Source organism: Micromonospora sp. DT228 (assembly GCF_049841595.1).
Lineage (GTDB): Bacteria > Actinomycetota > Actinomycetes > Mycobacteriales > Micromonosporaceae > Micromonospora.
The window spans coordinates 210,472-236,355 of the sequence record NZ_JBNCKO010000011.1 but is presented as its reverse complement, the minus strand read 5'-3'; the positions used below and the strand labels follow the sequence as shown (position 1 = coordinate 236,355).

The 25,884-nt window shown below is 72.6% G+C and carries 21 protein-coding genes; 13 read left to right on the top strand and 8 right to left on the bottom strand.

Annotation, left to right across the window (positions count from 1 at the left end; translation table 11 throughout):
* The coding region (locus ACLQ29_RS22870; RefSeq protein WP_425773526.1) for a DUF222 domain-containing protein at positions 1-410 on the bottom strand (410 nt) is incomplete at its 3' end.
* A gap of 548 nt (positions 411-958) precedes the next feature.
* Here ACLQ29_RS22870 and ACLQ29_RS22865 point away from each other — a divergent pair.
* Entirely contained in the window at positions 959-6,421 is a 5,463-nt protein-coding gene (locus ACLQ29_RS22865; protein ID WP_425773525.1) for a carboxyl transferase domain-containing protein, read from the top strand.
* Positions 6,422-6,455: 34 nt separating this feature from the next.
* On the opposite strand, the gene ACLQ29_RS22860 is transcribed toward ACLQ29_RS22865, so the two are convergent.
* Positions 6,456-6,791, bottom strand: a complete 336-nt coding sequence (locus tag ACLQ29_RS22860; protein ID WP_425773524.1) for a hypothetical protein — start codon at positions 6,789-6,791, stop codon at positions 6,456-6,458.
* 19 nt (positions 6,792-6,810) lie between these two features.
* Entirely contained in the window at positions 6,811-7,065 is a 255-nt protein-coding gene (locus ACLQ29_RS22855; protein WP_425773523.1) for a hypothetical protein, read from the bottom strand.
* 197 nt (positions 7,066-7,262) lie between these two features.
* On the opposite strand from ACLQ29_RS22855, the gene ACLQ29_RS22850 reads away from it, so the two are divergent.
* The 3 genes from ACLQ29_RS22850 to ACLQ29_RS22840 all read left to right on the top strand — a co-directional run bounded on the left by ACLQ29_RS22850 (position 7,263) and on the right by ACLQ29_RS22840 (position 12,050).
* Positions 7,263-7,778 (top strand): RNA polymerase sigma factor, encoded by a 516-nt coding sequence (locus tag ACLQ29_RS22850; protein ID WP_425773522.1) that lies wholly within the window; start codon positions 7,263-7,265, stop codon positions 7,776-7,778.
* The gene (locus ACLQ29_RS22845; protein WP_425773521.1) at positions 7,775-8,620 is read left to right on the top strand and encodes a hypothetical protein; all 846 of its coding nucleotides are present in this window, start codon (positions 7,775-7,777) and stop codon (positions 8,618-8,620) included. The genes ACLQ29_RS22850 and ACLQ29_RS22845 overlap by 4 nt, the downstream gene beginning before the upstream one ends.
* A gap of 70 nt (positions 8,621-8,690) precedes the next feature.
* The gene (locus tag ACLQ29_RS22840) at positions 8,691-12,050 is read left to right on the top strand and encodes a hypothetical protein (protein ID WP_425773520.1); all 3,360 of its coding nucleotides are present in this window, start codon (positions 8,691-8,693) and stop codon (positions 12,048-12,050) included.
* A gap of 48 nt (positions 12,051-12,098) precedes the next feature.
* Here ACLQ29_RS22840 and ACLQ29_RS22835 read toward each other — a convergent pair whose 3' ends face one another.
* Complete coding sequence (locus tag ACLQ29_RS22835; protein WP_425773519.1) at positions 12,099-12,677, bottom strand: sigma-70 family RNA polymerase sigma factor; 579 nt, start codon at positions 12,675-12,677, stop codon at positions 12,099-12,101.
* A gap of 186 nt (positions 12,678-12,863) precedes the next feature.
* On the opposite strand from ACLQ29_RS22835, the gene ACLQ29_RS22830 reads away from it, so the two are divergent.
* The 6 genes from ACLQ29_RS22830 to ACLQ29_RS22805 all read left to right on the top strand — a co-directional run bounded on the left by ACLQ29_RS22830 (position 12,864) and on the right by ACLQ29_RS22805 (position 19,164).
* A complete protein-coding gene (locus ACLQ29_RS22830) occupies positions 12,864-13,448 on the top strand; it encodes a hypothetical protein (protein ID WP_425773518.1) in 585 nt (194 codons plus the stop codon).
* A 6-nt stretch (positions 13,449-13,454) separates the two neighbouring features.
* Complete coding sequence (locus ACLQ29_RS22825; RefSeq protein WP_425773517.1) at positions 13,455-14,657, top strand: efflux RND transporter periplasmic adaptor subunit; 1,203 nt, start codon at positions 13,455-13,457, stop codon at positions 14,655-14,657.
* On the top strand, positions 14,654-15,343 hold the full coding sequence (locus tag ACLQ29_RS22820; RefSeq protein WP_425773516.1) for an ABC transporter ATP-binding protein: 690 nt from the start codon (positions 14,654-14,656) through the stop codon (positions 15,341-15,343). The genes ACLQ29_RS22825 and ACLQ29_RS22820 overlap by 4 nt, the downstream gene beginning before the upstream one ends.
* On the top strand, positions 15,340-16,569 hold the full coding sequence (locus tag ACLQ29_RS22815; protein WP_425773515.1) for an ABC transporter permease: 1,230 nt from the start codon (positions 15,340-15,342) through the stop codon (positions 16,567-16,569). The genes ACLQ29_RS22820 and ACLQ29_RS22815 overlap by 4 nt, the downstream gene beginning before the upstream one ends.
* A gap of 73 nt (positions 16,570-16,642) precedes the next feature.
* On the top strand, positions 16,643-17,344 hold the full coding sequence (locus ACLQ29_RS22810; protein WP_425773514.1) for a response regulator: 702 nt from the start codon (positions 16,643-16,645) through the stop codon (positions 17,342-17,344).
* On the top strand, positions 17,341-19,164 hold the full coding sequence (locus tag ACLQ29_RS22805) for a sensor histidine kinase (RefSeq protein WP_425773513.1): 1,824 nt from the start codon (positions 17,341-17,343) through the stop codon (positions 19,162-19,164). The genes ACLQ29_RS22810 and ACLQ29_RS22805 overlap by 4 nt, the downstream gene beginning before the upstream one ends.
* Before the next feature lie 53 nt (positions 19,165-19,217).
* On the opposite strand, the gene ACLQ29_RS22800 is transcribed toward ACLQ29_RS22805, so the two are convergent.
* The 4 genes from ACLQ29_RS22800 to ACLQ29_RS22785 form a co-directional block, all read right to left on the bottom strand.
* On the bottom strand, positions 19,218-20,165 hold the full coding sequence (locus ACLQ29_RS22800) for a metallophosphoesterase (protein ID WP_425773512.1): 948 nt from the start codon (positions 20,163-20,165) through the stop codon (positions 19,218-19,220).
* Between the two features lie 200 nt (positions 20,166-20,365).
* Entirely contained in the window at positions 20,366-21,274 is a 909-nt protein-coding gene (locus ACLQ29_RS22795; RefSeq protein WP_425773511.1) for a hypothetical protein, read from the bottom strand.
* A gap of 31 nt (positions 21,275-21,305) precedes the next feature.
* Complete coding sequence (locus ACLQ29_RS22790; protein ID WP_425773510.1) at positions 21,306-22,103, bottom strand: SDR family NAD(P)-dependent oxidoreductase; 798 nt, start codon at positions 22,101-22,103, stop codon at positions 21,306-21,308.
* A 47-nt stretch (positions 22,104-22,150) separates the two neighbouring features.
* Entirely contained in the window at positions 22,151-22,981 is an 831-nt protein-coding gene (locus ACLQ29_RS22785; protein ID WP_425773537.1) for a fumarylacetoacetate hydrolase family protein, read from the bottom strand.
* A gap of 116 nt (positions 22,982-23,097) precedes the next feature.
* Between ACLQ29_RS22785 and ACLQ29_RS22780 the strand changes: the two genes are divergently transcribed.
* The 3 genes from ACLQ29_RS22780 (at position 23,098) to ACLQ29_RS22770 (ending at position 25,879) form a co-directional block, all read left to right on the top strand.
* Positions 23,098-23,808 carry a (Fe-S)-binding protein gene (locus ACLQ29_RS22780; RefSeq protein WP_425773509.1) on the top strand — a complete coding sequence of 237 codons (711 nt, stop codon included), beginning with the start codon at positions 23,098-23,100 and terminating at the stop codon, positions 23,806-23,808.
* Positions 23,809-23,870: 62 nt separating this feature from the next.
* A complete protein-coding gene (locus ACLQ29_RS22775; RefSeq protein ID WP_425773508.1) occupies positions 23,871-25,250 on the top strand; it encodes a LutB/LldF family L-lactate oxidation iron-sulfur protein in 1,380 nt (459 codons plus the stop codon).
* Complete coding sequence (locus ACLQ29_RS22770) at positions 25,247-25,879, top strand: LutC/YkgG family protein (protein ID WP_425773507.1); 633 nt, start codon at positions 25,247-25,249, stop codon at positions 25,877-25,879. Before ACLQ29_RS22775 ends, ACLQ29_RS22770 begins: the two co-directional genes overlap by 4 nt.
* Positions 25,880-25,884: the final 5 nt, after the last annotated feature.

Sequence of the window (25,884 nt, the reverse complement as noted above, 5' to 3'; positions counted from 1 at the left end):
CCGACGGCCTTGTCGGCTGCCTGCGCGTCGGCGGCGGTGTGCACGGTGGCGACGGTGTCGGCGATGACCCGGGCCTGCTCCGTTGTGATGTCGGCGTTGGCCAGGGCGGCGCGTATCGCGGGGTTGCCGGTGTCCAGAGCGGCGGCGAGGTCGACGAGCCGGCGGGCGGCCGGGACGGTGAGGCGGAGTCGCTCACGCAGCCAGACCGCTGTGCTGGACGCCCCCTGCGCGTGGGCGGTGCCCCGACCGTCGATCTCGCGGACCAGGGCGAGCGTGACGGCGGCGAGTCGCTGCTCCAGGCGGTGCGCGGCGTCGAGTGCGGCGACCAGCTCGTCCTCGGTGAGGGCCCAGGCGGCGGCGTCGACGCAGGCGGCGACCGCGTCGTCTGCCCGCGTCAGCGCCTCAATCATGGGCAAAGAATAGGACAGGTGTACGACACTTTCAGCGATCAAGATCGATTGGGCGACGGTCCTCCGCTGGCTCTGTCGGGGCCTCAACCTGACGGGCCGCAAGGGCCATTTCCTGAGTATCACGCGTGGCCCGCCGACCGCACGCGAGGCCGTGCGGATCGAGCACCGGGCGGGCGAATTCGAGTGGGGCACCGATCAGCGCCTGCCCCGAAGATCCCGATACCGTTGGCGACCACACACTCCGTACCGCCCGCGCCGGGATGGTCGAGCCGGGGCGGCGCTTGACCGGACCGGCGACGATCGTCTCGACCAGCCGATCAGGCGCGGGTGAAGGGCGGAGGCGGGCGACGTGAACCCACCACACCGTCTTGATCAGCTGCCAGAGCAGGCCGGGGCGCCAAAAAGTTTTGTGCACTTCCTACAACTGGGGGACGGTGGGTTCGGTGGTTGCGCCATAGCGCTGGCCGCCGCCAGCCGGAAGGGTGATCACTGCTGGGAGCCGTCGTCTCGCGGCACGCAGTCCGAGGTCTAGCTAAGGGGTCAGTCGGGTGTTCAACCGTGTCGCCATCGTCAACCGAGGTGAAGCCGCCATGCGGCTCATCCACGCGGTCCGCGAGCTGGCTGCGGAAACCGGCAGACGGATCGAAACCGTTGCTCTCTACACCGACGTCGACCGCACCGCCACATTCGTCCGCGAAGCGGACGTCGCCTACGATCTCGGTCCGGCCGCCGCTCGCCCGTACCTCAATTTGGCGGTGCTGGAGCGCGCGCTGACCGAGACCGGGGCCGACGCCGCGTGGGTCGGCTGGGGCTTCGTCGCCGAGGATCCGGCGTTCGCCGAGCTGTGCGAGAAGATCGGCGTCACATTCGTCGGACCGAGCGCGGACGCCATGCGCCAACTCGGCGACAAGATCGGCTCGAAGCTGATCGCGGAGAAGGTCGGCGTGCCGGTCGCGCCGTGGAGCCGTGGCGCCGTCGAGACCCTGGACGCCGCACGTGCGTCGGCGGCCGAGGTCGGCTACCCGCTGATGCTGAAGGCGACCGCGGGCGGCGGCGGGCGCGGCATCCGCGTGATCCGCAACGAGGCCGAACTCGACGACGCGTACGAGCGCACCAGCCAGGAGGCCGCGCGCGCGTTCGGCAGCGGCATCGTGTTCCTGGAGCGCCTGGTCACCGGCGCTCGGCACGTCGAGGTCCAGGTGATCGCCGACGGGCAGGGCACGGCCTGGGCGCTCGGCGTCCGGGACTGCTCGGTGCAGCGGCGCAACCAGAAGGTCATCGAGGAGTCGGCGTCGCCGGTGCTCGACCCGGCACAGGCCGCCGAGCTGAAGACGTCGGCCGAGCGACTGGCCATCGCTGTCGGTTACCGGGGGGCGGCGACAGTCGAGTTCCTGTACCACCCCGGCGATCGACTGTTCGCGTTCCTCGAGGTCAACACGCGCCTCCAGGTGGAGCACCCGATCACCGAGTTGACCACCGGGTTCGACCTGGTCAAGGCGCAACTGCACGTCGCCTTCGGCGGGCGCCTCGAGGGTGCGCCGCCCGCGGAGCGCGGGCACGCCATCGAGGCCCGGCTGAACGCCGAGGATCCCGACCGCGACTTCGCGCCGTCGCCGGGCCGGATCGCACGGCTGGACCTGCCCAGCGGCCCCGGCATCCGGGTGGACACCGGCGTCAGCGAGGGCGACACCATCCCGGCCGACTTCGACTCGATGATCGCCAAGATCATCGCGTACGGCCGCGATCGGGACGAGGCGCTCGGCAAGCTTCGTCGGGCGATGGCGAACACCACGGTGATCATCGAGGGCGGCGCGACGAACAAGAGCTTCGTGCTCGACCTGCTCGACCAGCCCGAGGTGATCGACGCCAGCGCGGACACCGGCTGGATCGACCGCGTCCGCGGTGAGGGCCGGCTGGTCACGCACCGGCACTCCGCGATCGCCTTGGCCGCCGCCGCCATCGAGGCGTACGAGGAGGACGAGCGCATCGAGCGGCAGCGGCTGCTGTCGACGGCATCCGGTGGCCGCCCGCAGGTGCAGCACGCCAGCGGTCGACCGTTGGACCTCAAGTTGCGCGGTGTCGGCTACCGCACGCGCGTGGCGCGGGTCGGCGCGCACCGGTTCCGCGTCGGCATCGAGGCGGGCGTTGCCGTGCGCACCGCCGACGTCGAGCTGGACCGCTTCGACCGGCACACCGGTCAGATCGTCGTCAACGGCATCCGGTACCGCCTGCTCACCGGCACCCACGGGCCGACCCACCTGGTCGAGGTGGACGGCGTGACCCACCGGATCAGCCGCGACGAGGGCGGCGTCCTGCGCTCCCCGATGCCGGCGCTCGTCGTCGCCACGCCACTGGAGATCGGCGCCGAGGTCGAGGCCGGCGCACCGGTGCTGGTGCTGGAGGCGATGAAGATGGAGACGGTGCTGCGGGCGCCGTTCAAGGCGCGGCTCAAGGAGTGCGCCGTCTCGGTGGGCAGCCAGGTGGAGACGGGTGCGCCGCTGCTTCGCCTGGAGCCGCTCGCGGACGAGGCCGACGACACCGCGGCCGACCCGACGAGCGAGGCCGTCGAGCTGGACCTGCCCACCGCCGCCGGGGAGGTTCCGGCGTCCGCGCGCAGCAGGCGCGGCCAGGAGGACCTGCGGGGCCTGCTGCTCGGCTTCGACGTCGACCCGCACGACGACAGTCGGGTGCTCGACGGCTACCTCACGGCCCGCCGGGCCGCCAGCGAGGCCGGTCCGCGGCAGCTGGCCGCGGAACTCGACCTCATCGAGGTGTTCGCCGACCTCGCCGAGTTGAGCCGCAACCGGCCGACGGGCGAGGACGGCGGCGCCGCACACGTACACAGCGCCCGTGAGTACTTCCACACCTACCTGCAGAGCCTCGACGTCGAGCGGGCCGGGCTGCCGGACGCCTTCCAGACCAGGCTCGCCAAGGCGCTCGGCCACTACGGTGTCACCGACCTGGAGCGCTCCCCCGCGCTCGAAGCCGCCGTCTTCCGGATCTTCCTCGCCCAGCAACGGGCGTCCGCCGACGCCACCGTCGTCGCGACGCTGCTGCGCGCCTGGCTGGGGGAAACCCCGCCGGACGAGGCGCTGCGCGAGCCCGCCGGTCTCGCGCTGGAACGGCTGATCGCCGCCACACAGGTGCGCTTCCCCGCGATCGCCGACCTCGCCCGCGGCGTGGTGTTCGCCTGGTTCGCCCAGCCGCTGCTGCGCCGCAACCGCGCCCGCGTCTACGCCCAGGTCCGTGGGCACCTGCGGCACCTGGACGCCCACCCGGACGCGGCCGACCGCACCGAACGCGTCGCCGAGATGGTACGCAGCACCGAACCACTTGTCCGGCTGCTCGGCCAGCGGCTCGTCCGCGACCACCTCGACAACGCCGTCGTGCTGGAGGTGCTGACCCGGCGGTACTACGGCAACCGGGCGCTCACCGGCGTGCGGACCCAGGAGGTCGCGGGCTGCACGTTCGTGGTGGCCGAGCGCGCCGATTCGAGCGTGGTCTCCGTCGCGGTGCGCTTCGACGCGCTGGGCGGCGCGCTGCGCGGCCTGGCCGAGCTGGCCGCCGACGAGGACTCCGTCGACGCCGACATCTACCTCGGGTGGGAAAACCAGCCGGAGGACTTCGACTCGATGGCGGCGGCACTGGCGGAGGTCATCGCCGCGCACCCGCTGCCGCCGCAGGTCCGGCGGGTGACCACCACCGTCGCGGGTCGCGGCGGGGCGGTCATGCACCACCACTTCACCTTCCGCCCGTCGAACGACGCGCTGACCGAGGACCGGTTGATCCGGGGCCTGCACCCCTACATCGCGCAGCGGATGCAGCTGGAGCGGCTGCACAAGTTCGACCTGACCCGCCTGCCGTCGTCGGACGAGGAGGTCTACCTCTTCCAGTGCGTGGCACGGGACAACCGGGCGGACGAACGCCTCGTCGCGTTCGCGCAGGTGCGTGACCTGACCGAGCTTCGTGAGCAGGACGGCCGCCTGGTGGCGCTGCCGACGGCCGAGGACGCCATCGCCGCCTGCCTCGACTCGATCCGTCGCGCCCAGTCGCGGCGACCGTCGAAGACCCGGTTCAACACCAACCGGATCGTGGTCTACGTCTGGCCGCCGAGCGAGCTGACCCGCGAGGAGATGGAGATGATCGCCGGGCGCGTCCGCCCGACGACAGTGGGCGCCGGACTGGAGGAGATCCTGTTCATCGCGCGGCAGCGCGACCGTCGGACCGGCGAGCTGACCAAGATCGCCGTACGGATCTCGTTCGACGCCGCGGGCGGCGCGGAGCTGGCCGTGGGTGAGCCGCCGGTCGAGCCGATCGAGCCGCTCGACGAGTACCGGCTGAAGGTGCTGCGGGCGAGCAGCCGCAACACCGTGTACCCGTACGAGCTGACCGGCCGGCTCGGTGACTTCGTCGAGCACGACCTCGACGACCAGCACGTGTTGGTGCCGGTGCGGCGGCCGAAGGGGCGCAACAGCGCCGCCATCGTGGCCGGGGTGGTCACCACGCCCACCGAGCGGCACCCGCAGGGCGTCACCCGGGTGGTGCTGCTCGGCGACCCGACAAAGGCGCTGGGCGCCCTGTCGGAGCCGGAGTGCCGGCGCGTGATCGCCGCACTGGACCTCGCGGAGCGGATGAACGTGCCCCTGGAGTGGTGGGCGCTGTCCGCCGGGGCGCGCATCTCGATGACCACCGGTACGGAGAACATGGACTGGGTGGCCGCGGCGCTGAAGCGGATCGTCGAGTTCACCCAGGCCGGCGGTGAGATCAACATCGTGGTCGCGGGCATCAACGTCGGCGCGCAGCCATACTGGAACGCCGAGGCGACGATGCTCATGCACACCAAGGGCATCCTGGTGATGACGCCCGAATCGGCGATGGTGCTCACCGGCAAGCAGTCGCTCGACTTCTCCGGTGGCGTGTCCGCCGAGGACAACTTCGGCATCGGCGGCTACGACCGGGTGATGGGGCCGAACGGGCAGGCGCAATACTGGGCGCCGAACCTGACGGCCGCGCGGGACGTGGTGATGTCGCACTACGACCACACGTACGTCGCGCCCGGTGAGGACGCGCCCCGACGCGCGGTCACCGTCGACCCGACCGACCGCGACATCTCCGACTTCCCGCACGACGTGGCGGGTAGTGCCTTCACCACTGTCGGGGAGATCTTCTCCGTCGCGCACAACCCGGACCGTAAGAAGCCGTTCGACATCCGTACGGTGATGCGGGCCCTCTCCGACCAGGACCACCCGGTGCTGGAGCGTTGGGCGGGCATGGCGGACGCGGACACCGCTGTCGTGCAGGACATCCACCTCGGTGGCATCCCGGTGTGCCTGCTCGGCATCGAGTCCCGGTCGGTGCCTCGGCACGGCTTCCCGCCCACCGACGGTCCGGACACCTACACGGCGGGCACGCTGTTCCCCCGTTCGTCGAAGAAGGCGGCGCGGGCCATCAACGCGGCCAGCGGCAACCGGCCCCTCGTGGTGCTGGCCAACCTGTCCGGCTTCGACGGCTCACCGGAGTCGATGCGCAAGCTGCAACTGGAGTACGGCGCCGAGATCGGCCGGGCGATCGTCAACTTCCGGGGGCCGATCGTCTTCTGTGTGATCTCGCGCTACCACGGCGGTGCCTTCGTGGTGTTCTCGAAGGCGCTGAACCCGAACATGACAGTGCTCGCCCTGGAGGGCTCGTTCGCGTCGGTGCTCGGTGGCGCGCCCGCCGCCGCGGTGGTGTTCTCCGCCGACGTCAATGCCCGCACGGCGGCCGACCCCCGGGTGCGGGACCTGGAGGCGCGCGCCGCCGCCGCGGCCGGCACCGAACGCGCCGCGCTGACCGCCGAGCTGGACGAGCTGCGTTCCTCGGTGCGCGCGGAGAAGCTCGGCGAGGTGGCCACGGAGTTCGACCGGGTGCACAACATCCAGCGCGCCGTCGAGGTCGGTTCGGTCGACGCCGTCGTCCGGGCCGCCGAACTGCGTCCGCGCATCATCGAGGCCATCGAGGCCCGTCTGGGCTGACGCCGAGGGTGACGCCGACCGGGGACCAGTCTGATCAGGCTGGTCCCCGGTCGATCACCGCGAAGCCGGTGACACGGGCGTCGTCGTCGCGAGCCTGGACGTGCAGCCCGTTCAGCGAGTTGAAGGTGACCGGACCGGACGTGCCCTCGATCCGGTGGGTGCGGCGGCCCTCGCTGTCCCGCCCGTCGGTCGGCACGAAGCGGAAGAGTTGCCCCGCCGCCTCCGGGGAGCACGCGGCGACCACGAGGGTTGGCGGCCCGCCGGCGTCGCGGCGCTCCCCCACGCACGAGTTGTCGGCGAAGGCGGTCCGGAGCTGGTGCCGGTCACCGGCCGGGACGGCGACGAAGACGCTGCGCTCGGTCAGTCGCACGTTGCCGACGACCTTCCCGTCAGACCCGACGACGAGGTACGCCGGTGGCCCCGACTCCATCGCGATGGCGATCTTGCGCGCACCCGAGAAGACCCCGTCGTCCGACGGCGACGCCTCCTGAGTGGACGGCGACGCCGATGGGTTCGACGACGGCGGCGACGCCGATGGGTTCGACGACGGCGGCGACGCCGATGGGTTCGACGACGGCGGCGACGCCGATGGGCTCGATGGCGGCGACGCCGTCGGCTTCTCGGCAGGAGTGGGCGCCGCGCACGCGGCCGCGCCGAGCGTGAGTGCGGTGACGGTCAGGACGAGGCCGGTACGAGGCACGGGTTCCTCCAGGGCGGCGAGTGGGAATGCTCCACCCAGGACACGCCGTGGCGGTCCCGGCGATTGCACCCGGGTCAGGCGCAATCGGCGGCCGGCCCCGGGTGTGTCTGTGGTGGGAGATCCGCGACCGCAGGAGGTGCCGTGCGAGGCGACCAGCCGGATGACCGTGCCGCCTTCGAACGGTTCTTTGAGACCTGTTACGGCCGGATCAGCGCTCAGGTCCACGCCTATCTCGGCGACCGGGCCGAGGCCGAGGACGTGAGCCAGGAGGCGTTCCTGCGGGCCTGGCAGAGGTGGCGCGTCATCTCCTCGTACGACGATCCGGTGGCATGGGTACGCCGGGTGGCCTGGAACCTCGCCACCAACCGGCTGCGCCGGCTCACCGTGGCGGCCCGCGTGTTACGCCGCCAGCCCCTCGTGGCGCCCGTGCCGGCGGTCCAGCCGGACCATGTGGCGCTCGTCGCCGCCCTGCGTACGCTGCCGGAGCGGCAGCGCCGGGTGATCGTGCTGCACTACATCGCCGACCTGCCGACCGCCGAGATAGCCGCCAGTCTCGGCGTGCCCCAGGGCACAGTGGTGTCGTGGTTGCACCGCGGCCGGGCGAAGCTGGCGGAGCATCTGAGCGAAACGTCGAGCGGAGAGGCGGTCACGTCGTGACACCCCCGGAGCCGGATCCCGGCCGAGACGACGTCACCGGTTCCCTGCTGCGGTCGTACGCCGACAGCGGCCACCTGTCGTTCGCCGCGCCCTCGGCCGACGTGATCGTGCGCCGGGCCCGGCGTCGTACCAGGACGACTGTCGCGCTCTCCTTCGCCGCGGTGGTGGTCGCCGCCGGGAGCATCGCGACGATCACCCGGCTCGGGCCCGATCCGGACCGAGACCCACCGGTGATCGGGCCCACCCCGACGCCGTCGGTGAGCGTCTCCCCCACGCCTGCGCCACCGCCCACACCAGCGACGACGTCCCCCTCCACACCACCCGACCGGCGGACACCGTCGCGGACGCCGTCACCGACCGGCACACCGAGCGCGACCGGCAGCGCTCCGACGCCGGTGAGCGTGCGCGGTGTCGACCTCGCGAACGCCACGATCACCATGACGGCGTCGACGGGCGACGAGTGCCTGACCGGCAGGATCCGATTCGTCGACGGAAGGGGCGGCCAGTCGGGCGACGCTCCGCACATCTCGATCTCCTCCGCGTACGACGAGGGCCCCGCGACGTTCGGTGACCTGAACGGCGACGGCCGCGACGAGGCGGTCGTGTACGGGTCCTGTCTGGCCGGCGCCGGCGACGAGGACGCCTCCGGTCAGGTGCTGGTCGTCACCGGACGCACCGGTCAACTGGTCGGCAGTTGGGTCGGGCCGGTGGCCGAGGCGGGCAACGACGTGCGGATCACCGGCGGGCGCCTGGTCATCTCCTCGTTCAAGAAGTACGCCGAGCCCGAGGTGCCGGTGGATCGCACCTACCGCTGGAACGGGACCCGCTACGTCCAGAGTTGAGCCCTCGGGTCAGGGCGGCGGGCCGGAAACGGGGCGACGGTTCGGGGTCGTACCGGCCACAATGGGCGCCGTGCAGAGATCGACACAGCGCCTGCTCGACGACCTCGACGGGCTGCCGTACCCGGAGCGGATGGCGACGTTCGCGCGTCGAGTCGATGACCTCGGCACCACAGGTGACCTGCCGGTGGTGCTGGCGGACCTGCGCGCCGGGGCGGCGTACCACAGGTTGTTGGCGGTCACCGCCAGCCAGATCGTCGGTGACCACGCGGCGGTGCGGCTGGCGCTCGGCGACCCGGACCGCGTGATCCGGTCCGTCGCGGTGAAGGCCGGCCTGCGCGGCGGGTGGCTCGCCGGTGCCGACCTGCTGGCGCTCGTGCGCGACGCGCCGGCCGACCTGCGCAGCCTGGTCTACCGCTCACTGCGGCGCCTACGCCGCCCGGCGATCGCCGACGGGCTGGTCGACGGCGTGTGGGATCGCTTCGGCGCCGCGGAGGTGGCCACGCTGCTGCCGGCCTGCGGTCCGGACACGGTCCGCCGGCTGCTGCCGGCCGTCGAGCACACGGTGCCGGGGTGGGGGCCACTGGCCCGTCGCCACGGCGATGTGCTGCTGGAGCACGCCGAGGAGGTGTTGGCCGGTCTCGGCCCCCGCGAGCGCAACACCTGGTGGACGACGCATTCCAGTGGCGTCCTGCTGGCTGGCCGGAAGCGGCCGCGACACGCGCTGACGCTGCTGGAACGCTACGCCCCGACCGACTACCTCCCCGGCGGCCTGACCGCCTACGGCCCGCTCGCCGCCGCGTCGCCGCAACGGGTCCTGGCGATGCTGATCGCCCCCTCCCGGGCGGGCTGGGTGCCCTACCAGTGGCTACCTCCGGCGCTGCTGCGCCGGTTGGTTCGCCTGCCGGACGCGGAGCTGGTCGAGCTGGGTCGGCGGGTGCGGGGCCACAACAACTCGTTGGACCGGCTGTTGGCGGCCGTCGCACCGTCTCGGCGGGGCGTCCTCTACGACGCGGTGCACGACGGCGTGGAGACCGCCGCCGAGATCCCGGATCCGCCGCTGATCGAGGTACTCCCCCGCGCCTGGCGAGCGCGGGAGGCCCGCCGGGTGCTGGCACTGGACCGGGTCCGCCACGACGCGGCGGCGGTGCGGTCGTGGAGTGCCTTCCTGCCCTGGCCGGAGGCGTCCGCGGCGCTCGGCCCGGGGCTGGGCGCGGCCGACGCGCAGGAGCGCGCCGTCGCGTACGAGCTGCTGCTGGCCGCCGCGCGGCGCAGCGGAGACCCGGCGGCGGTGGCCGAGGCGGTGGCCCGGCTGGCTCGGCTGCGCAACGAGCAGGACTCGGTCCGCGCGGCGGCCCTGACCGCCCTGGCCGAGCTGTCCCGACTGCTGCGCGCGGACTCGGTCGAGGCGCTGACCCAGCTCACTGTCGACGCGACGACCACGCGCGACGCGTCGAGCCGTACCCTGGCCGCACTCGGCAGCCTCGCCGTCGGGGTGCTGGGCCAACACCACGACGACCCGCCCCTGCTGGGATGGGCGCTGAAGACCCTCGATCGACTCTTCGGCGGCCACCGGCTCCCCCCGCTGCCCCCGCTCGACGAGACGCTGCGCCACGGCCAGGAGGAGATGGTCTTCGACCGGCTACGGCCATGGATCGAGGCGGGCATGTCCCGCGGGCGGTGCACCGAGCTGTTCGCGGTGACCCGCGCCCTCGGACGGCGGGCCTGGCGGCTGCCCCAGCTCCAGGAGCTGCTGCGCCGGGCGGGCACGCCGGGCACTGTCGCCCCCGTTGTCCGCGAAGCCGTCGAGCTGTGGCTGGCCGACCCGACGACCCGGGCACAGCGGGTCGAGCAGGTGCTGGCCCGGGACCTGTCCACCATCACGTTCCCCACGGTGTGGCGGGCGGTCAGCACACGGCGTACCGACCTGCTCGACCGGGTACTGCTCGACCCACCGCCCCGCGGGGCGTTCCTGACCGCCGACGCCCGCTGGGTTCCCGGCCCACCCGTGCACGCCGAGCGGTGGCTGCCCCGGCAGCAGCAGGCCTACGTACGCCTGCTGGAGCAGGTCGCCGCCGATGCCGGCACGCCGCGGCACGGCCGCGCCGCCGCCATCCAGGCCGCCGCGCCGATCCCCGGCGTCGGGCGGGACCTGGTGCTGCGGTACGCGGCGTCCGCTGACGTCACCCTGGCCGAGGCGGCGCTGGGCGCGCTGCCGTGGACCGACCGACCGGACGAGGCCCTGCCGCTGCTGCTGGCGCACGCCGACGACGATCGGGCCCGGGTCGCCCTGTACGCGGCCGGTCGCGCGGCCCGGTTCATCCGGCCGAGCGACCTCCTGACGCCCCTGTCGCGGGTGGCCCTCGGCCGAGGCAAGGTGACCAGCCGCAAGGCGTCGCTGCGTCTGCTCGGCCAGTTCGGCCCGCCGGCAACGATGCCGGTGCTGCTGGCGGCGTGGCAGCTACCCGACCAGCACCGCGACGTCCGGGTGGCGGTCGTCGCCGCGGCCCGGCAGCGGCTACCGGCACCGGAGAGCTGGGTGATCCTCGAAGAGGCGGCCACCGGCGGTCCCGAGGAGGCGCAGATCGTCCTGACGACGTCGCCGGAGCAGGTTGCCGGACCGGACCGGCCCCGCTACGGCGCCCTCGTGGCGCTCGCCTGCGCGAGCCCGGACCACGGCGTCGCCCGGTCCGCCTGGCCCCGGATGGCGCAGTGGATGCCCTGGGCGCCGGATCTCAGTGACCTGGTCACGGCGGCGCTCACCGACCTCGGCGGCCACTCCGCCTGGCCGTCGGCGCATCCGATCGTCGGCGCGATGCTCGACCACCCCGATCGGCCCGAACGGGACGTGCTCTCCACCGCCCTGCGGGCCCTGGTCGGCATCGACGAGGCCGACCCGGACGACGGTGGGCCCTTCGCGGACCGCCCGGCCCGGCGGCGCGTCGACGCCATCCTGGGCCAGGCGGGGGCCTGGGCGCGGTCCGCCGAGTCGCACCGGGACCGGGCGCTGGCTCAGGCAGCGGCCCGCGAACTGGGACAGCACCCGGCGTACGTCGCCGAGGCGGCCACGCTGCTGACCGCGTTGCTGCGGCTCAGCGGCACCACACCGGAGCAGATCACCGCCGACGTGGTCGAGATCGCCGAGCTGGTCGCCGGTCGGCCGGCGCTCGCCGCCCGGCTGGCCGACCTCCTCAGCCAGCGGACGGCGCGGTGGTCCCCGGTGGCACCCGATCCGGACCTCGTGCTCGCCACGGCCCGCACCCTCGCCGCGCGCGGCGAGGCCACCACCGGCCTGTTCGCGGTGGCCCTGGTGCACGAGGGCCGGGCGCGCGGCTGGGCGGAGGCCTGGCGGGACCTGCTCCGGTCGCTGCGGAGGCACCCGGTCGCCGACGTCCGCGACGGCGCCTTCGACATCTGCATGGCGGCAGACTGACGGGTGCCCGCCGTCCGGCGGCCGGCCGCACCGTGCCTCGATACGCCCTCAGCCGGTTCGCCGACTACGGGTCGGACCCCCGTCGGCCTGCCAGGCCGCGACGAGATCCTCGCGGGCCCGGGCGACGCGGGAGCGGATCGTGCCGACGGGGCACTGGCAGACTTCCGCGGCCTCGGCGTAGGACAGGCCGAGCACGTGCGTGGCCACGAACGCCTCGCGACGCTCACGGCTCAGACCCGCGATCACCTGCTGGAGGGTGACACCCTCGTCGGCGCCGGTAGTGATGGCGCCGGCGGCCTCGGCCGCCGCCTGCCAGTCCGGCACCGACGCCAGCCGTGGCCGGGCGACCGCCGTCCGGACGTGATCCACGGCGACGCGGCGCGCGATCGTGAACACCCAGGTACGCGCCGACGAGCGGCCGGCGAAGCCGGGCAGGTTGCGAAACGCCCGCAGGAACGTCTCCTGGGTCAGGTCGTCGGCCTCACCCGGCCCGGCCAGGTGCGACAGGAACCGCCAGACCTGGTCCTGCAGTGCCCGGACGAACGCCGTGGCGGCCTGCCGGTCACCCCGGCCCGCCTCCTGCGCCCACCGGGTCACCTGCTCGTCGTCAGCGGCGCCGTTGCGCACAGACCACCGTCCTGGGTGCCACGGGCGCTCCTCCATGCCGAGATGCCGTCATCGGATCGCGCCGCTCAGCCGCGCACTCTGGTGGTCGGCGGTGGGCCCGGGAAAGTTCCCGGGACCTGACCGCGCCTGTGAAAACGGTGTGCGCACCTAACACATTGCTGACATGCGGCGACCAGGCTGACCGGCATGCGCACAACGAACGTGAAGATGATCGGTTTGGCGGGTCTGCTGTTGTCGCTCGCGGCCTGCGGCGGCGACTCAAGGGGATCGGGGCCGGAGGTGGCCGCGATCCCGGGCGCGACCACGTCGGCGAGCGCCGGCCCGGCCGGTTCGACGAGCAACGCCGACCGCCAGCTCCCCCTGGGCGCGAGCAAGCAGGAGATCGACCGCCTCTACGGCGCGTATTACGCCTGCTGGACGCAGCACGGCGTGCCCTCGGCACCGGCGAGGGACGGCAGCGGCGGCCCGCTTCTCAGCTACAAGATGGACGAGAAGAAGTATCAGCCGGCCGTGGACGCGTGCGCCGACAAGGAGCCGCTGGGCGCTCCGGAGCTCGACCCGCACCAGAACCCGAACTTCGCCGACGACCTCCGCGAGAAACTGCAGTGCGTCCGGGAGCACGGCCTGTCGATGGAGATCCGGCAAGGGGGCACCGACAACGCCGACATCTGGGTCGCGCCGGAGACCAAGGCCAACCTCGAGAAGGCGAACAGCGACGCGGGGATGGAGATCCAGCGTCAGTGTGAGATCTCGGCCTTCACGCAGCGGTAGCCGACCATGCGGACGAAACCCCTCATCATCACCATCACGTGCGGCGTGCTCGCGCTGGGCGGCGTGGGCTACGCCGTCCACACCAGCGCCGGCGACGACTCTCCGGCCGCGCAGCCGGCCACGGCCGAGGTGGCCACGGCCGAGGTGGTCCGGACCGACCTCTCCGACTACTGGGCCGAGAGCGGCACGGTCGGCTACCGCAAGCAGCGCACCCTGCGGGGTGTCGCGCCCGGGGTGCTCACCTGGTTGCCGAAGCCCGGCGCCACGATCGCCCGCGGTGACATCATGTATCGCTCCGGTGACCGGCCGGTGATCCTCTTCTACGGGTCGTCGCCGATGTTTCGCGACATCGACGTGGTCGGCATGGTCGGCCGCGACGTCAAGGTGCTGGCCGACAACCTGCGGGCGCTCGGCTACCGGATCGGGTCCCAGCCCGCGCCGGGCACCCGGGTGACCGTCCAGGGCCTGTCGAGCCCAGCCGCCGGCGACCAGGGTGCGAGCGGGGATGCGAACAAGCCGGATCCGACGCCGACGGCCTCCGGCACGGGGACGTACCAGACCGTCGTGACCAGCCAGGACGCCGTCTTCACCCGATCGCTCAAGGACGCCGTGAAACGCTGGCAGGCGGCCAAGGGCGTACGTCCGGCGACCGGCACCGTGACCCTCGGCGACGTCCTGGTGCTGCCCGGAGCGGTGCGGGTGGGCGTGGCTTCGGCCCAACTCGGCGACGACGCCACCGGCAACCTGATGGCGATCAGCGATCAGGCCAAGGCGGTCTCCGTCGAGATCGACGCCAGCCGGGCCGATGACCTCGGTGCGGGGCAGAAGGCGCAGATCACCCTTCCGGACAGCTCGCACGCCAGCGGCACCATCACCTCGGTGAGCAGCAACGTCCAGGCCAGCTCGTCGGACGGCGACAATCCGGGCTCGGAGGGTCCGAAGGTGCAGGTCGTCATCGCGGTGGACGATGCCGCGGCGATCCAGAACATCAGCTCGGCCACCGTCGAGGTCCGGTTCACCGGCACCACCGAGCGCGACGTGCTCGCCGTCCCGGTCGGCGCGCTGCTCGCGCTCAGCGGCGGCGGCTACGGCGTCCAGATCTCCGACGGCGCCCTGGTCGCGGTGAAGGTGGGCCTGTTCGCCGACGGCCTGGTGCAGATCACCGGTACGGGCATCACCGCCGGCACCCGGGTGGTGACGACGTCGTGACGACGGTGCTGGAGATCGATGGCGCCAGCCGGCGCTACGGCGGGGACGTGACGGCGCTGCGCGACGTCTCGTTGCGGATCGACGCGGGCGAGTTCGTGGCCATCCTGGGGCCGTCCGGGTCGGGAAAGTCCACCCTGCTCAACATCATGGGCACGCTGGACCGGCCCACCGAGGGCCGGGTGCTGATCGGCGGGCGGGACCTCGGCACCATGTCCGACCGGCAGTTGTCCGGCCTGCGTGGCCGCTGGCTGGGCTTCGTGTTCCAGCAGTTCCATCTCACCGACGGGCTGAGCGCGACCGAGAACGTCGCGACCGGCCTGCTCTACGCCGGCGTACACCGCCGGCACCGCCGGGCGCTGGCCCTGGCGGCACTGGAGCGGGTCGGTCTGGCCCACCGCGCCGACCATCGTCCCCAGGCGCTCTCGGGCGGCGAACGCCAACGGGTGGCGATTGCCCGGGCGCTCGTCAACCGTCCCGCGCTCGTGTTGGCCGACGAACCGACCGGGGCGCTCGACGCGGCCACCGGCTCGGCCGTGCTGGACCTGTTGACCGAGTTGAACCGGGAGGGCACCACGATCGCGCTGATCACCCACGATCACGAGGTGGCCGCCCGGGTGCCCCGACAGCTCCGCATCCGGGACGGCCGCCTGGTGTCCGACTCCGCGGCGGGCGGTGCGCCGGCATGAGGCGTACCCGTCGAGCGGCGAGAGTGGACCGGGACGCCGCACCGGTCCGGTTGGCCCTTGCCGACCTGGTCGGTCTGGGCCTACTCGGTCTCCGCACGCGACCGGCGCGAGCCGCGCTGTCGGCGCTCGGCATCGCGATCGGCATCGCCACCCTGGTCCTGGTCACCGGGATTCCCGCGTCGAGCCAGCGGGCGCTCGAGGAGAAGCTGGCCGCCCTGGGCACCAACCGACTGCAGGTCACACCGGCGCCCAACCGCGAGCCACCGGTCAAACTGCCGGTCGAGTCGGTGGACATGGTGTCCCGGATCGCGCCGGTGACGGTGGCGAGCGCGACCGCCGACTTCGGGTTGAACGTCGCCCGCTCGGACCGGACCGCCGCCGGCGACTACAACGCCATCGCGGTCGTCGCCACCAGGGCCAACCTGCTCGCGGCGATCGACGGCAGGGTACGCTCCGGCCGCTTCCTGGATGCCGCGATGGAACGCCTGCCGACCGTGGTCCTCGGCTCGGTGGCCGCCCAGCGGCTCGGCTTCACCACCGTCGACCTCGCCCGGCCGATGCAGGTCCACCTCGGCGGGCAGCGGTTCAGCGTGATCGGCATCCTCGACGCGGTGCCGCTCGCGCCCGAGATCGACCGCTCCGCGATGATCGGGTGGGAGGCGGCCAACCGCTGGCTGCGCTTCGACGGACACCCGACCCGGATCTACGTGCAGACCACCGACGCCCAGGTCGTGGCGGTGCGTTCGGTGCTGGCCGCCACGGCCAACCCGGAGCATCCGAGCGACGTCCTCGTCAGTCGTCCCTCCGACGGGCTCGCCGCCAAGCAGGCGGTGCGGCAGACCTTCAACTCGCTGCTGCTGGGGCTGGTCGGGATCGCGTTGCTCGTCGGCGGCATCGGGGTGGCCAACACGATGTACATCTCGGTGCTGGAGCGACGCCGCGAGATCGGCCTGCGCCGGGCCCTGGGCGCGAACCGGGGCCAGGTGCGCGTCCAGTTCGTGACCGAGTCGATCGTGCTGTCGGCCCTTGGCGGAGCGGCCGGAGCGCTGGCCGGCGCGGTGGCCGTCGCCGGCTACGCCACCCTCCAGGACTGGCCGGTGACAATCCCGGCGGCGGCTGCCGCCGTCGGGCTGGGAGGCGCGCTGATCATCGGGGTGTTGGCCGGGGTCTACCCGGCCATGCGGGCGGCCTCGCTCGATCCCACCGAGTCCCTGTCGAGTGTCTGAGCTGCCGTTAGGAATCTGTCAGGTCGGGCCGGAAACCGGTTCGGTGCCGCAGCGGCGACCTATCATCGCCGGCATGTGTGCGATGGTCCTGGTTGCTGACGACGATCTGCGGCACGCGGAGGGGATCCGCCGCTATCTGGTGGCCGCCGGCCACGAGACGATCGTGGTGCACGACGGGCGGGCGGCGCTGGACGCCGCCCGCCGGGACCGGCCCGACCTGCTGATCCTGGACGTGATGATGCCGGGAATGGACGGCTTACAGGTATGCCGCACGCTGCGGCAGGAGTCGGACGTCCTGGTGCTCATGCTCACCGCGCGCAGCGCCGAGAGCGACCTGCTGCTCGGCCTGGACCTCGGCGCCGACGACTACCTGACCAAGCCGTTCAGCCCACGGGAGTTGGTGGCCCGCACCCGTACGCTGCTGCGCCGCGCGTCCCGGGGCGCGCCCGAGCCCGCCGCCCGCGGCATCCGGCAGACCGGTCGGATCAGCGTCGACCCGGTCGGGCACCACGTGACCGTCGACGGTGCGCGGATCGAGTGCACCCGTGGCGAGTTCGCCATCCTGGCCGCCATGTCGGAGCAACCGGACCGGGTCTTCACCCGGGCACAGTTGCTGCACCACACCCGTGGCCTCGACCGCAGCTCGACCGAACGCACCATAGACGTGCACGTGGTGAATCTGCGCCGCAAGATCGAACATGACCCGAGACGTCCCCAGCAGTTGCTCACCGTGCACGGTGTGGGTTACAAGCTGACTCCGGGCCCGACGCCGTGAGCAAGGACCGGGTGCCGCTGCGGCACAGCCTGGTGACCCGGCTGCTGGTCGCCTCCGTGGTGATCGCGCTGGCCGCGATCTCGGCCACCGCCTGGCTGGCGGCGACCACGACCACCCGCGCGATCAGCCACGAGCAGGGCGGCGCGGTCGCCGACGACAAGGCCGTCTACCAGGCGCTCGTCGGTTACGCGGCCACCCACCGCGACTGGTCGGGGGCCGCCGACCTGGTGCACGCGCGCGCCGCCGAGCTGGGTCGCCGCATCACGCTGACCACCGACGACCACCGGGTCATCCTCGACTCGCAGGCCGGGCCGTCGCTGCGGAACACCCGCCCCTCGGCCGTGGTGGACCCGCTCTCGGTCGACCTGGGTCTGACCGGCGGCGACGCGCACATCGACGAGCGGGCCGTCGGGCCCTACGTCGTGCCGTCCGAGGACCGGTACGTGCTGAACGAGGTGGCCAAGAACACCCTGACCTGCTTCAACAAGGTGGGCTACGACGGCGCCATCGAGATCGCGAAGACCGGCCGCCCGAGCGTCGTGCTCACCACCGTCCGCGCCGAGGCCGAGCGGGCCCTGACCCGGTCCGTGACCGAGAGCTGCGGGTTCGCGCTCGACAGCCTGGTCAGTGCCGCCGAGAAGAAGGCGCTCGAGACGCTGACCACCCTGACCGCCCGCTGTCTCGGCCTGGGCGACCGCGCCTCCCAGTTACGCATCACGCCGACCTTCACGGCATATCTGAGCGATTCGGCCGTCGTCCGGACCGCGCACGACGACATCGAGGTGAAGCCGCCGTCACTGCTCAAGCCGGCCGGGCCGATCGGCGTCGTGCAGGGCTGCGTCGAATCAGCGCGCCGGACCCAACTCCGACCGTACGTGGCGCCCCGCGCGCTGCTGTTCGTCACCGCGCCCGGCACCGGCCGCACCACGCTGAGCCTGTCCGGCGGCAGCATCGGACGGATCGTGGCGGTCACCGGCGCGGTCCTGCTCGCCACCGTCGCGGCGACCGTACTCGTCGGGCGACGCCTGGTGCGGCCGCTGCGCGACCTCGCCGTCGCGGCCGAACTGCGCACGCCCGCCCCGGTGTCCGGCCGCGACGAGATCGGCCGGTTGGCGCGCGCCCTGAACGACTCCGCGCGACGTCGGGACCGGGCCGAGGCACAACGCCGCACCATGGTCGACGACGTGGCGCACGAGCTGCGTACCCCACTGAGCAACATCCGTATCTGGCTGGAGGCGGCTCAGGACGACCTGGCCCCGACCGACGCCCACCTGCTGGCGCTGCTGCACGAGGAGGCGCTGCTGCTCCAGCACATCATCGACGACCTCGGCGACCTGGCGGCCGCCGACGCGGGCACGCTGCGGATCAACCCGGAGCCGACCGACCTGCGGGACGTGCTCACCCACGTGGTCGACAGCCACCGGGGCAGCGCGCTCGCGGCCGGGGTACGCCTGCAACTCAGCGTCGTGGGCGATCCGGTGGTGCACGCCGACCAGGTGCGCCTGCGACAGGTGGTCGGCAACCTGATCTCGAACGCCATCCGCCACACCCCGTCCGGCGGCTCGGTCACGGTCGGCGCGAACGGCACGACCATCTCCGTCCGGGACACCGGCAGCGGCATCGCCGCGGCCGACCTGCCGAGGATCTTCGACCGTTTCTGGCGGGCCGACGAGTCGCGCAGCCGGGTGACGGGCGGCAGCGGGCTCGGCCTGGCGATCGCGCGCCACCTGACCGAGGCACACGGCGGCACGATCGAGGTGCAGAGCGAACCGGGCCGGGGCACGCTCTGCACCGTCCGACTGCCGGGCCTCGGCGGTTGAGGCGGCCGTTCCGCCGCCAACCGCCGGGACCACGGCACCGACCGGGGTACGCGTCAGCGGACCACCCCGATACCCGTGAACGACCTGTCGTACTCGGTGAACGACCTGTTGGTGTGCGGCGCGTAGATCCAGGTCCGCAGCGAGTTGGCGGCGGTGTCGACCTCGACCAGTCGGACCGGGTTCGTGGAGTTGGAGTGGAACGTCTGGAGGAACGAATAGATCTTGTTGCCGTTGACTCCGGTGTCGACCCGGTTGCCGGCGATGCCCGTGTGGCCGGAGAAGACGAACCGGATGTTGGCGTACTGCTTGACCAGGTTGTCGAAGAGATACTGCGGGCTGGTCGCGCCGAACCCGGCGCTCTGCTCGATGCCGCCGTTGCCGTCGATGTAGTCGTGGGTGACCACGATGACGTTGTGCCGGGGGTTGGCGGCGACGACGTTCCTGGCCCAGGTGACGGCCGCGACCCGGGGCCAGAGTTCCAGGGTCAGCACCAACCACTGCACGCCGCCGGCCTCGAACGTCGAGTACGAGTTGTCGACCTTGCCGGCCTCGAACTGCCCCTTGACCCCGCGGTACTGGCTGACGGTGAAGTACTGGTTGAACACCGTGGTGTCGCGGATGAGTTCGCGGGCGGGGTCGCGGACCGGGCCGCCGACGCCGGGGGCCTGGGTGTCGTGGTTGCCAAGCGCCAGGGCGTACGGGATGGCGGCGTTTTCGATCGGGCGCATCGCGTTGCGGGCGAGAACGTACTGCGCGTGGTCCGGGGTGTCCCAGTTGACCACGTCACCGGAGGAGGTCACGAAGCGCAGGTCCAGCGCGGACCGGTTCCGCACCAGCCAGTTCGTGCGGTTGAGGAAGCGGGTGTCGCTGCTGTTGATCACCTCCTGCTGGGTGTCCGGCAGGACGGCGAAGCTGAACTTCGTGTCGGTGGCGTCGGCGGCCGCCGTACGAATCGCACCGCCAACAGTTGTTCCTCCCGCGACGACGACCGCCATCGCCATCGCTACGAACCTTGACCTGGATCTCCTGATCCGCATCGCTGATCCTCTCCTGCCGAGATACGCCCAGGACCTGGGTATTCGCAGCCTAGAGAGGATTGGGACGGCAGATGTAAATGTCTGGAAACGGTCCTGAGTACGTGGGCCGCACTCTGCGCGGAGGTGCTCCACCTCCGCCGCCCCGGCGAGGCGACCGACTCGCCCTACCGAGACGTGCCGCCGCGGCGACCCGCGCCGGCGGTGGAGGGCCGGTGGGCGATGCGGGGAGGCCGCACCGCCGAGGAGTTGCCGGACCCCGGGCGGAAGTCCCGGGCCGCGCTGGCCACCATCTCGTCGGGATCGCGGACGAGGGCCTGCCGGATGTGCGCCGGAACGATCTCGGAGGTCGCCATGGCCAGGCGGACCTGCACCGAGCGGTCGTCGAGCAGGCGTGTCAGGTCGGCCTCGTCCACCTCGACGGCACGCACGAGCGCGACGCGGACGTCGACCACCGGGTCCGCGGCGAGCGCGCTGCGCTGCGCGGCGGTGGTCCGCGGGTTGCGGGCCAACCCCTTGCGTACGCGTGCGGTGCGATCGGCCAGCAGGGCGGTGAGCACGTCCGGGTCGTGGGTGTGGCTGGCGAGCCGCTCCCGTACCTCGGGTGAGACGTCGTCGACAAGCTTGGCGGCCAGCTCCGGCTCCAGGTCCCGGCGCTCCGCGAGGAGACCGCGAAGCTCCTTGTCCGATGCCTCGGACATGACCCGGCGGATCGACTCGTCACAGGCGGGGTTGCTGCCGACCGCCCAGCGGATCCACCGGTCGTCGTCCTTGACGAGACGCATGAGGTTGGCGATCGAGGCCGAGGGGTTGCTCGCCACGGCCTCGCGCACCTGCCGGTCATGGTCGCGGGTCAGCGGCCGCAGTGCCTGCGCCGGCGCGTCGGCCCGAGCGGCGACCGCCTTGCGGACCACTGCCGACGGATCGGACGCCAGGTCGAAAAGTGTCATCTGTGGCGTGGTGGGGTCCTGGGCGAGGGCGAGCCGGGCGTCAGCGCTGCCACCGATCGGACGGTGGTCGGCGACGTCGGACCCGCTGTGACGGTCGGGCTCGCCGACGTCCTGCTGTTTCCCCATGGCGCAATCATGTCACGCGCCACCGGCCCCCTCAGGAGGCGACCGCTCCCCGCTGCGCCGGGGCCGGCGCGGAGGCGACCCGGGCGGGTAGCCGCAGGCCGGACATGCCGCCGTCCACCGGAAGCGACGACCCGGTCACCGACCCGGTCACCGGCGACGCGAGATAGACGACGGCGGCGGCCACCTCGTCGGCGGTCACCAGCCGTCCCGTCGGCTGGCGGGACGCGAGTTGCCGCTTCTCCGCCGTCGGGTCGGCCGCGCCGGCGAGCAGGCGGGCCACCCAGGGCGTGTCCACGGTGCCGGGGGCGACACAGTTGACCCGGACCCCCTCGGTGACCAGGTCGGCGGCCATGGCGAGGGTGAGGGCGTGCACGGCGCCCTTCGACGCCGAGTAGAGGGCGCGCTGGGGCAGGCCGACGGTCGCCGCGATCGAGGAGATGTTGACGATCGCCGCGGACGACGACCGGCGCAGGTACGGCAGCGCGACGGCGCTCATCCGGGCCACACCGGCGACGTTGACGTCGAGCACCCGGCTCCACGCCTCGTCGTCGTTGTCCTCCACCGTGCCCACGGCGGAGATTGCGGCGTTGTTGACCAGGACGTCGATGCCGCCGAAGGTGTCGGCGACCGAGGCGACGGCCGAGGCGAGGGAGGACCTGTCGGCCACGTCCGCCCGGACGCCGAGCACGCGCGGGTCCTCGGGGAGACCCGACACGTCCAGGTCCAGCACCCCCACCCGAGCGCCGGCGGCCAGGAACGCCCGCACACAGGCGTGACCGATCCCCGAGCCACCTCCGGTCACCACCGCCACCAGACCGTCACACCGCATGCCTCACTCCCCTCCCGAGCAGTCCTCCGAGTCGACACCCACCGCCGTCAGGCGGCTTCCAGCATGTTGCGCTGCCGGCCGAGGCCCTCGATCTCGACCTCCATCACGTCGCCGGCGGCCAGGTACGGAAACCGGCCGGAGAGCGCCACGCCCTGCGGGGTGCCGGTGTTGATGACGTCGCCCGGGTCCAGGACCGTGTACTGGGACAGGTGCCAGATCAGGTACGCCACCTCGAAGATCATGTCCTTCGTCGTGGAGTCCTGCCGGGGCTCGCCGTTGACCCAGGAGCGCAGCCGCAGCGCCTGCGGGTCGTCGATCTCGTCCGGAGTGACCAGCCACGGGCCGAGCGGTTGGAACGTCTCGCAGGACTTGCCCTTCGACCACTGGCCACCGGACACGGCGAGCTGGAAGTCGCGCTCGGAGACGTCGTTGGACAGCGCGTACCCGGCGATGTGCCCGAGAGCGTCGGCCGGCGAGGCGAGGTAGCGGGCCTGCCGGCCGATCACCACCGCCAGCTCCACCTCCCAGTCGGTCTTCGTCGAGCCGCGTGGGATCAGGACGTCGTCGTAGGGGCCGACGACGGTGTTCGGCGCCTTGTAGAAGATGATCGGGGCGGTGGGTGGCTCGGCGCCCGACTCGGCGGCGTGCGCGGCGTAGTTCTGCCCGACGCAGAGGACCACACCGGGACGGGCGATCGGTGCGCCGACCCGCTGACCGGTGACGTCGATCTCGGGCAGGTCGGTGGCCTCGCGGACGCGCCGGACGCCGTCCGCGCCGAGGAACTCCGCGTCGATGTCGGCGGTCAGCGAGGAGAGGTCGAAGTGCCGGCCGTCGACGGACAGGACGGGGCGTTCCCGCCCGACGGGCCCGACGCGCATGAATCTCACGAACCATCCTCCGGTGCCTGGTGGCGGCAGAGTCGTTTCCGATAGGATCTTGCTTCGCCAGTGTGTACTCGCTCACACCAACACAGTCAAGGCGGGTCGACGCCGCCATGCGGATAGCCCTCTTCATCACCTGCGTCAACGACATCGCCTATCCGGGCACCGGCATCGCGGTCACCCGCATCCTGCGCCGGCTCGGTCACACCGTCGACTTCCCGACGGGCCAGACCTGCTGCGGGCAGATGCACGCCAACACCGGCTACCGGGCTGAGGCGATGCCGATGGTGCGCAACTACGTCGACGTCTTCGACGCCTACGACGCCGTCGTCGTGCCGTCCGGGTCGTGCACCGCGATGATCCGCGACCAGTACCCACGGCTGCACCCGCCCGCCGCGTCGGTGGCCGAGCGCACCTACGAGCTGTCCGAGCTGCTCGTCGACGTCCTCGGCGTCACCGACGTCGGCGCCGCGTTCCCGGAAACGGTGACCTACCACCCCACCTGCCACGGGCTGCGACTGCTGCGGCTTGGTGACCGGCCGCTGCGGCTGCTGCGTCAGGTGCGCGGCATCCGGTTGGTCGAGCTGGCCGACGCCGAGGAGTGCTGCGGCTTCGGCGGCACGTTCGCCCTGAAGAACCCGGACGTCTCCACCGCGATGCTCACCGACAAGTGCGCCCGGGTCGGCGAGACCGGAGCACGGGTGCTCGCCGCCGCCGACAACTCCTGCCTGGCCCACATCGGTGGCGGCCTGGACCGCCACCGGTCGGGCGTGCGGGCCCTGCACTACGCCGAGATCCTCGCCGCGACGGGGGCCATCTCGTGAGCGGGTCGGTCGCACCGGCCACCGGGAGCGGGCGGATCCGCATCCCACTGCCCTTTCCCACAATGGCGAAGCCGGCCGTCGCCGACACACAACTGCGGGCCAACCTGCACCGGGCCACCCGCACCATCCGCGGCAAGCGCGCCCGGGTCGTCGACGAGGTGCCCGACTGGGAGGCTCTGCGCGACGCCGGCGCCGCGATCAAGGCGGACGTCCAACGCCGGTTGCCGGAGCTGCTGGAGCAGTTCGAGGCGTCCGCCACCGCCGCCGGCGCCACCGTGCACTGGGCCCGGGACGCGGCCGAGGCCTGCCGGATCGTCGTCGAGCTGACCCGGGCCACCGGGGCCGACGAGGTCGTGAAGGTCAAGTCGATGGCCACGCAGGAGATCGAGCTCAACGAGGCCCTGGAGGCGGCCGGGATCGCCGCGTACGAGACCGACCTCGCGGAGCTGATCGTGCAGCTCGGCGACGACACCCCGTCGCACATCCTGGTGCCGGCGATCCACAAGAACCGGACCCAGATCCGGGAGATCTTCCAGCGTCGCATGCCGGACGCGCCGGCCGACCTCAGCGACGAGCCGGCCGCCCTGGCCGAGGTGGCCCGCGCCCACCTGCGGCGACGTTTCCTCGCGGCCCGGGTCGCCGTGTCCGGCGCCAACTTCGCCATCGCCGACACCGGCACGCTCGTGGTCGTGGAGTCCGAGGGCAACGGGCGGATGTGCCTCACGCTGCCGGAGACGCTGATCAGCGTCGTGGGCGTCGAGAAGCTGCTGCCGACCTTCACCGACCTGGAGGTCTTCCTGCAACTGCTGCCGCGGTCCTCGACCGGCGAGCGGATGAACCCCTACACCTCGATGTGGACTGGCGTCACCCCCGGGGACGGCCCGCAGGACGTGCATGTCGTGCTCGTCGACAATGGCCGGTCCGCGGTGCTCGCCGACCCGGTCGGGCGGCCGGCGCTGTCCTGCATCCGCTGCTCCGCGTGCCTCAACGTCTGCCCGGTGTACGAGCGGGCCGGCGGACACGCGTACGGCTCGGTGTATCCGGGGCCGATCGGGGCGATCCTGTCGCCCCAGTTGACCGGGGTGGCCGACAACGCCTCCCTGCCGTACGCGTCGACGCTCTGCGGCGCCTGCTACGACGTGTGCCCCGTGAAGATCAATATCCCGGAGATCCTCGTCCACCTCCGCCAGCAGGCACCGCATCCACGTGCGGAACGGGCCGCCATGCGCGTCCTGTCGTGGGTGATGCGCAGCCCCCGGCGCTGGGCCGCCGCCCTGCGGCTGGCCCGCCGGGGCGCGGGGCCGCTCGGCGCGTACCGCGAATGGCGCACCGGCGCTCGGACGCTGCGCCGGCTGCCCTGGCCCGCCTCGGCGTGGACCCGGTCCCGGGACCTGCCGCTGCCCGCGCCGCAGACCTTCCGCGAGTGGTGGGAGCAGCAGTGACCGCGCGCGACGACATCCTGGCGCGGCTGCGGACGGCCCTGGCCGACAACCCGCCCCCGGTGCGGGTGCCCCGCCGATACCGCCGGGCCGACGACCGCCCCGACCTGGTCGAGGTCTTCGTCGACCGGCTGGTGGACTACCGGGCGACCGTCCACCGGGGCATCGACGCCCTGGCCGGGCTGCTGGCCGAGGTCGACCGGCTCGCCGTCCCCACCGACGTGCCCGCCGACTGGCTGACCGGCCACGTCGGGCAGGCGCACCGCGACGCTCCCCCGCTGACACCGGCCGAGCTCGACACGATGGACGCGGTCCTGACCGGTTGTGCCGTGGCGGTCGCCGACACCGGCACCATCATCCTCGACGCCGGCCCGACGCAGGGGCGGCGAGCGCTCACCCTGGTGCCCGACCGGCACATCTGCGTCGTCCGCGCCGACCAGGTCGTCGGCCTGCTGCCGGAGGCGCTGACCCGGCTCGACCCACGCGCGCCCCAGACCTGGATCTCGGGCCCGTCCGCGACAAGCGACATCGAACTCAACCGGGTCGAGGGCGTGCACGGCCCACGCCGACTGGAGGTCGTGCTCGTCGGCGGGCACCCCCGAGGATCGCTGCCGCACCACAACGAAGCCTGAAGTGA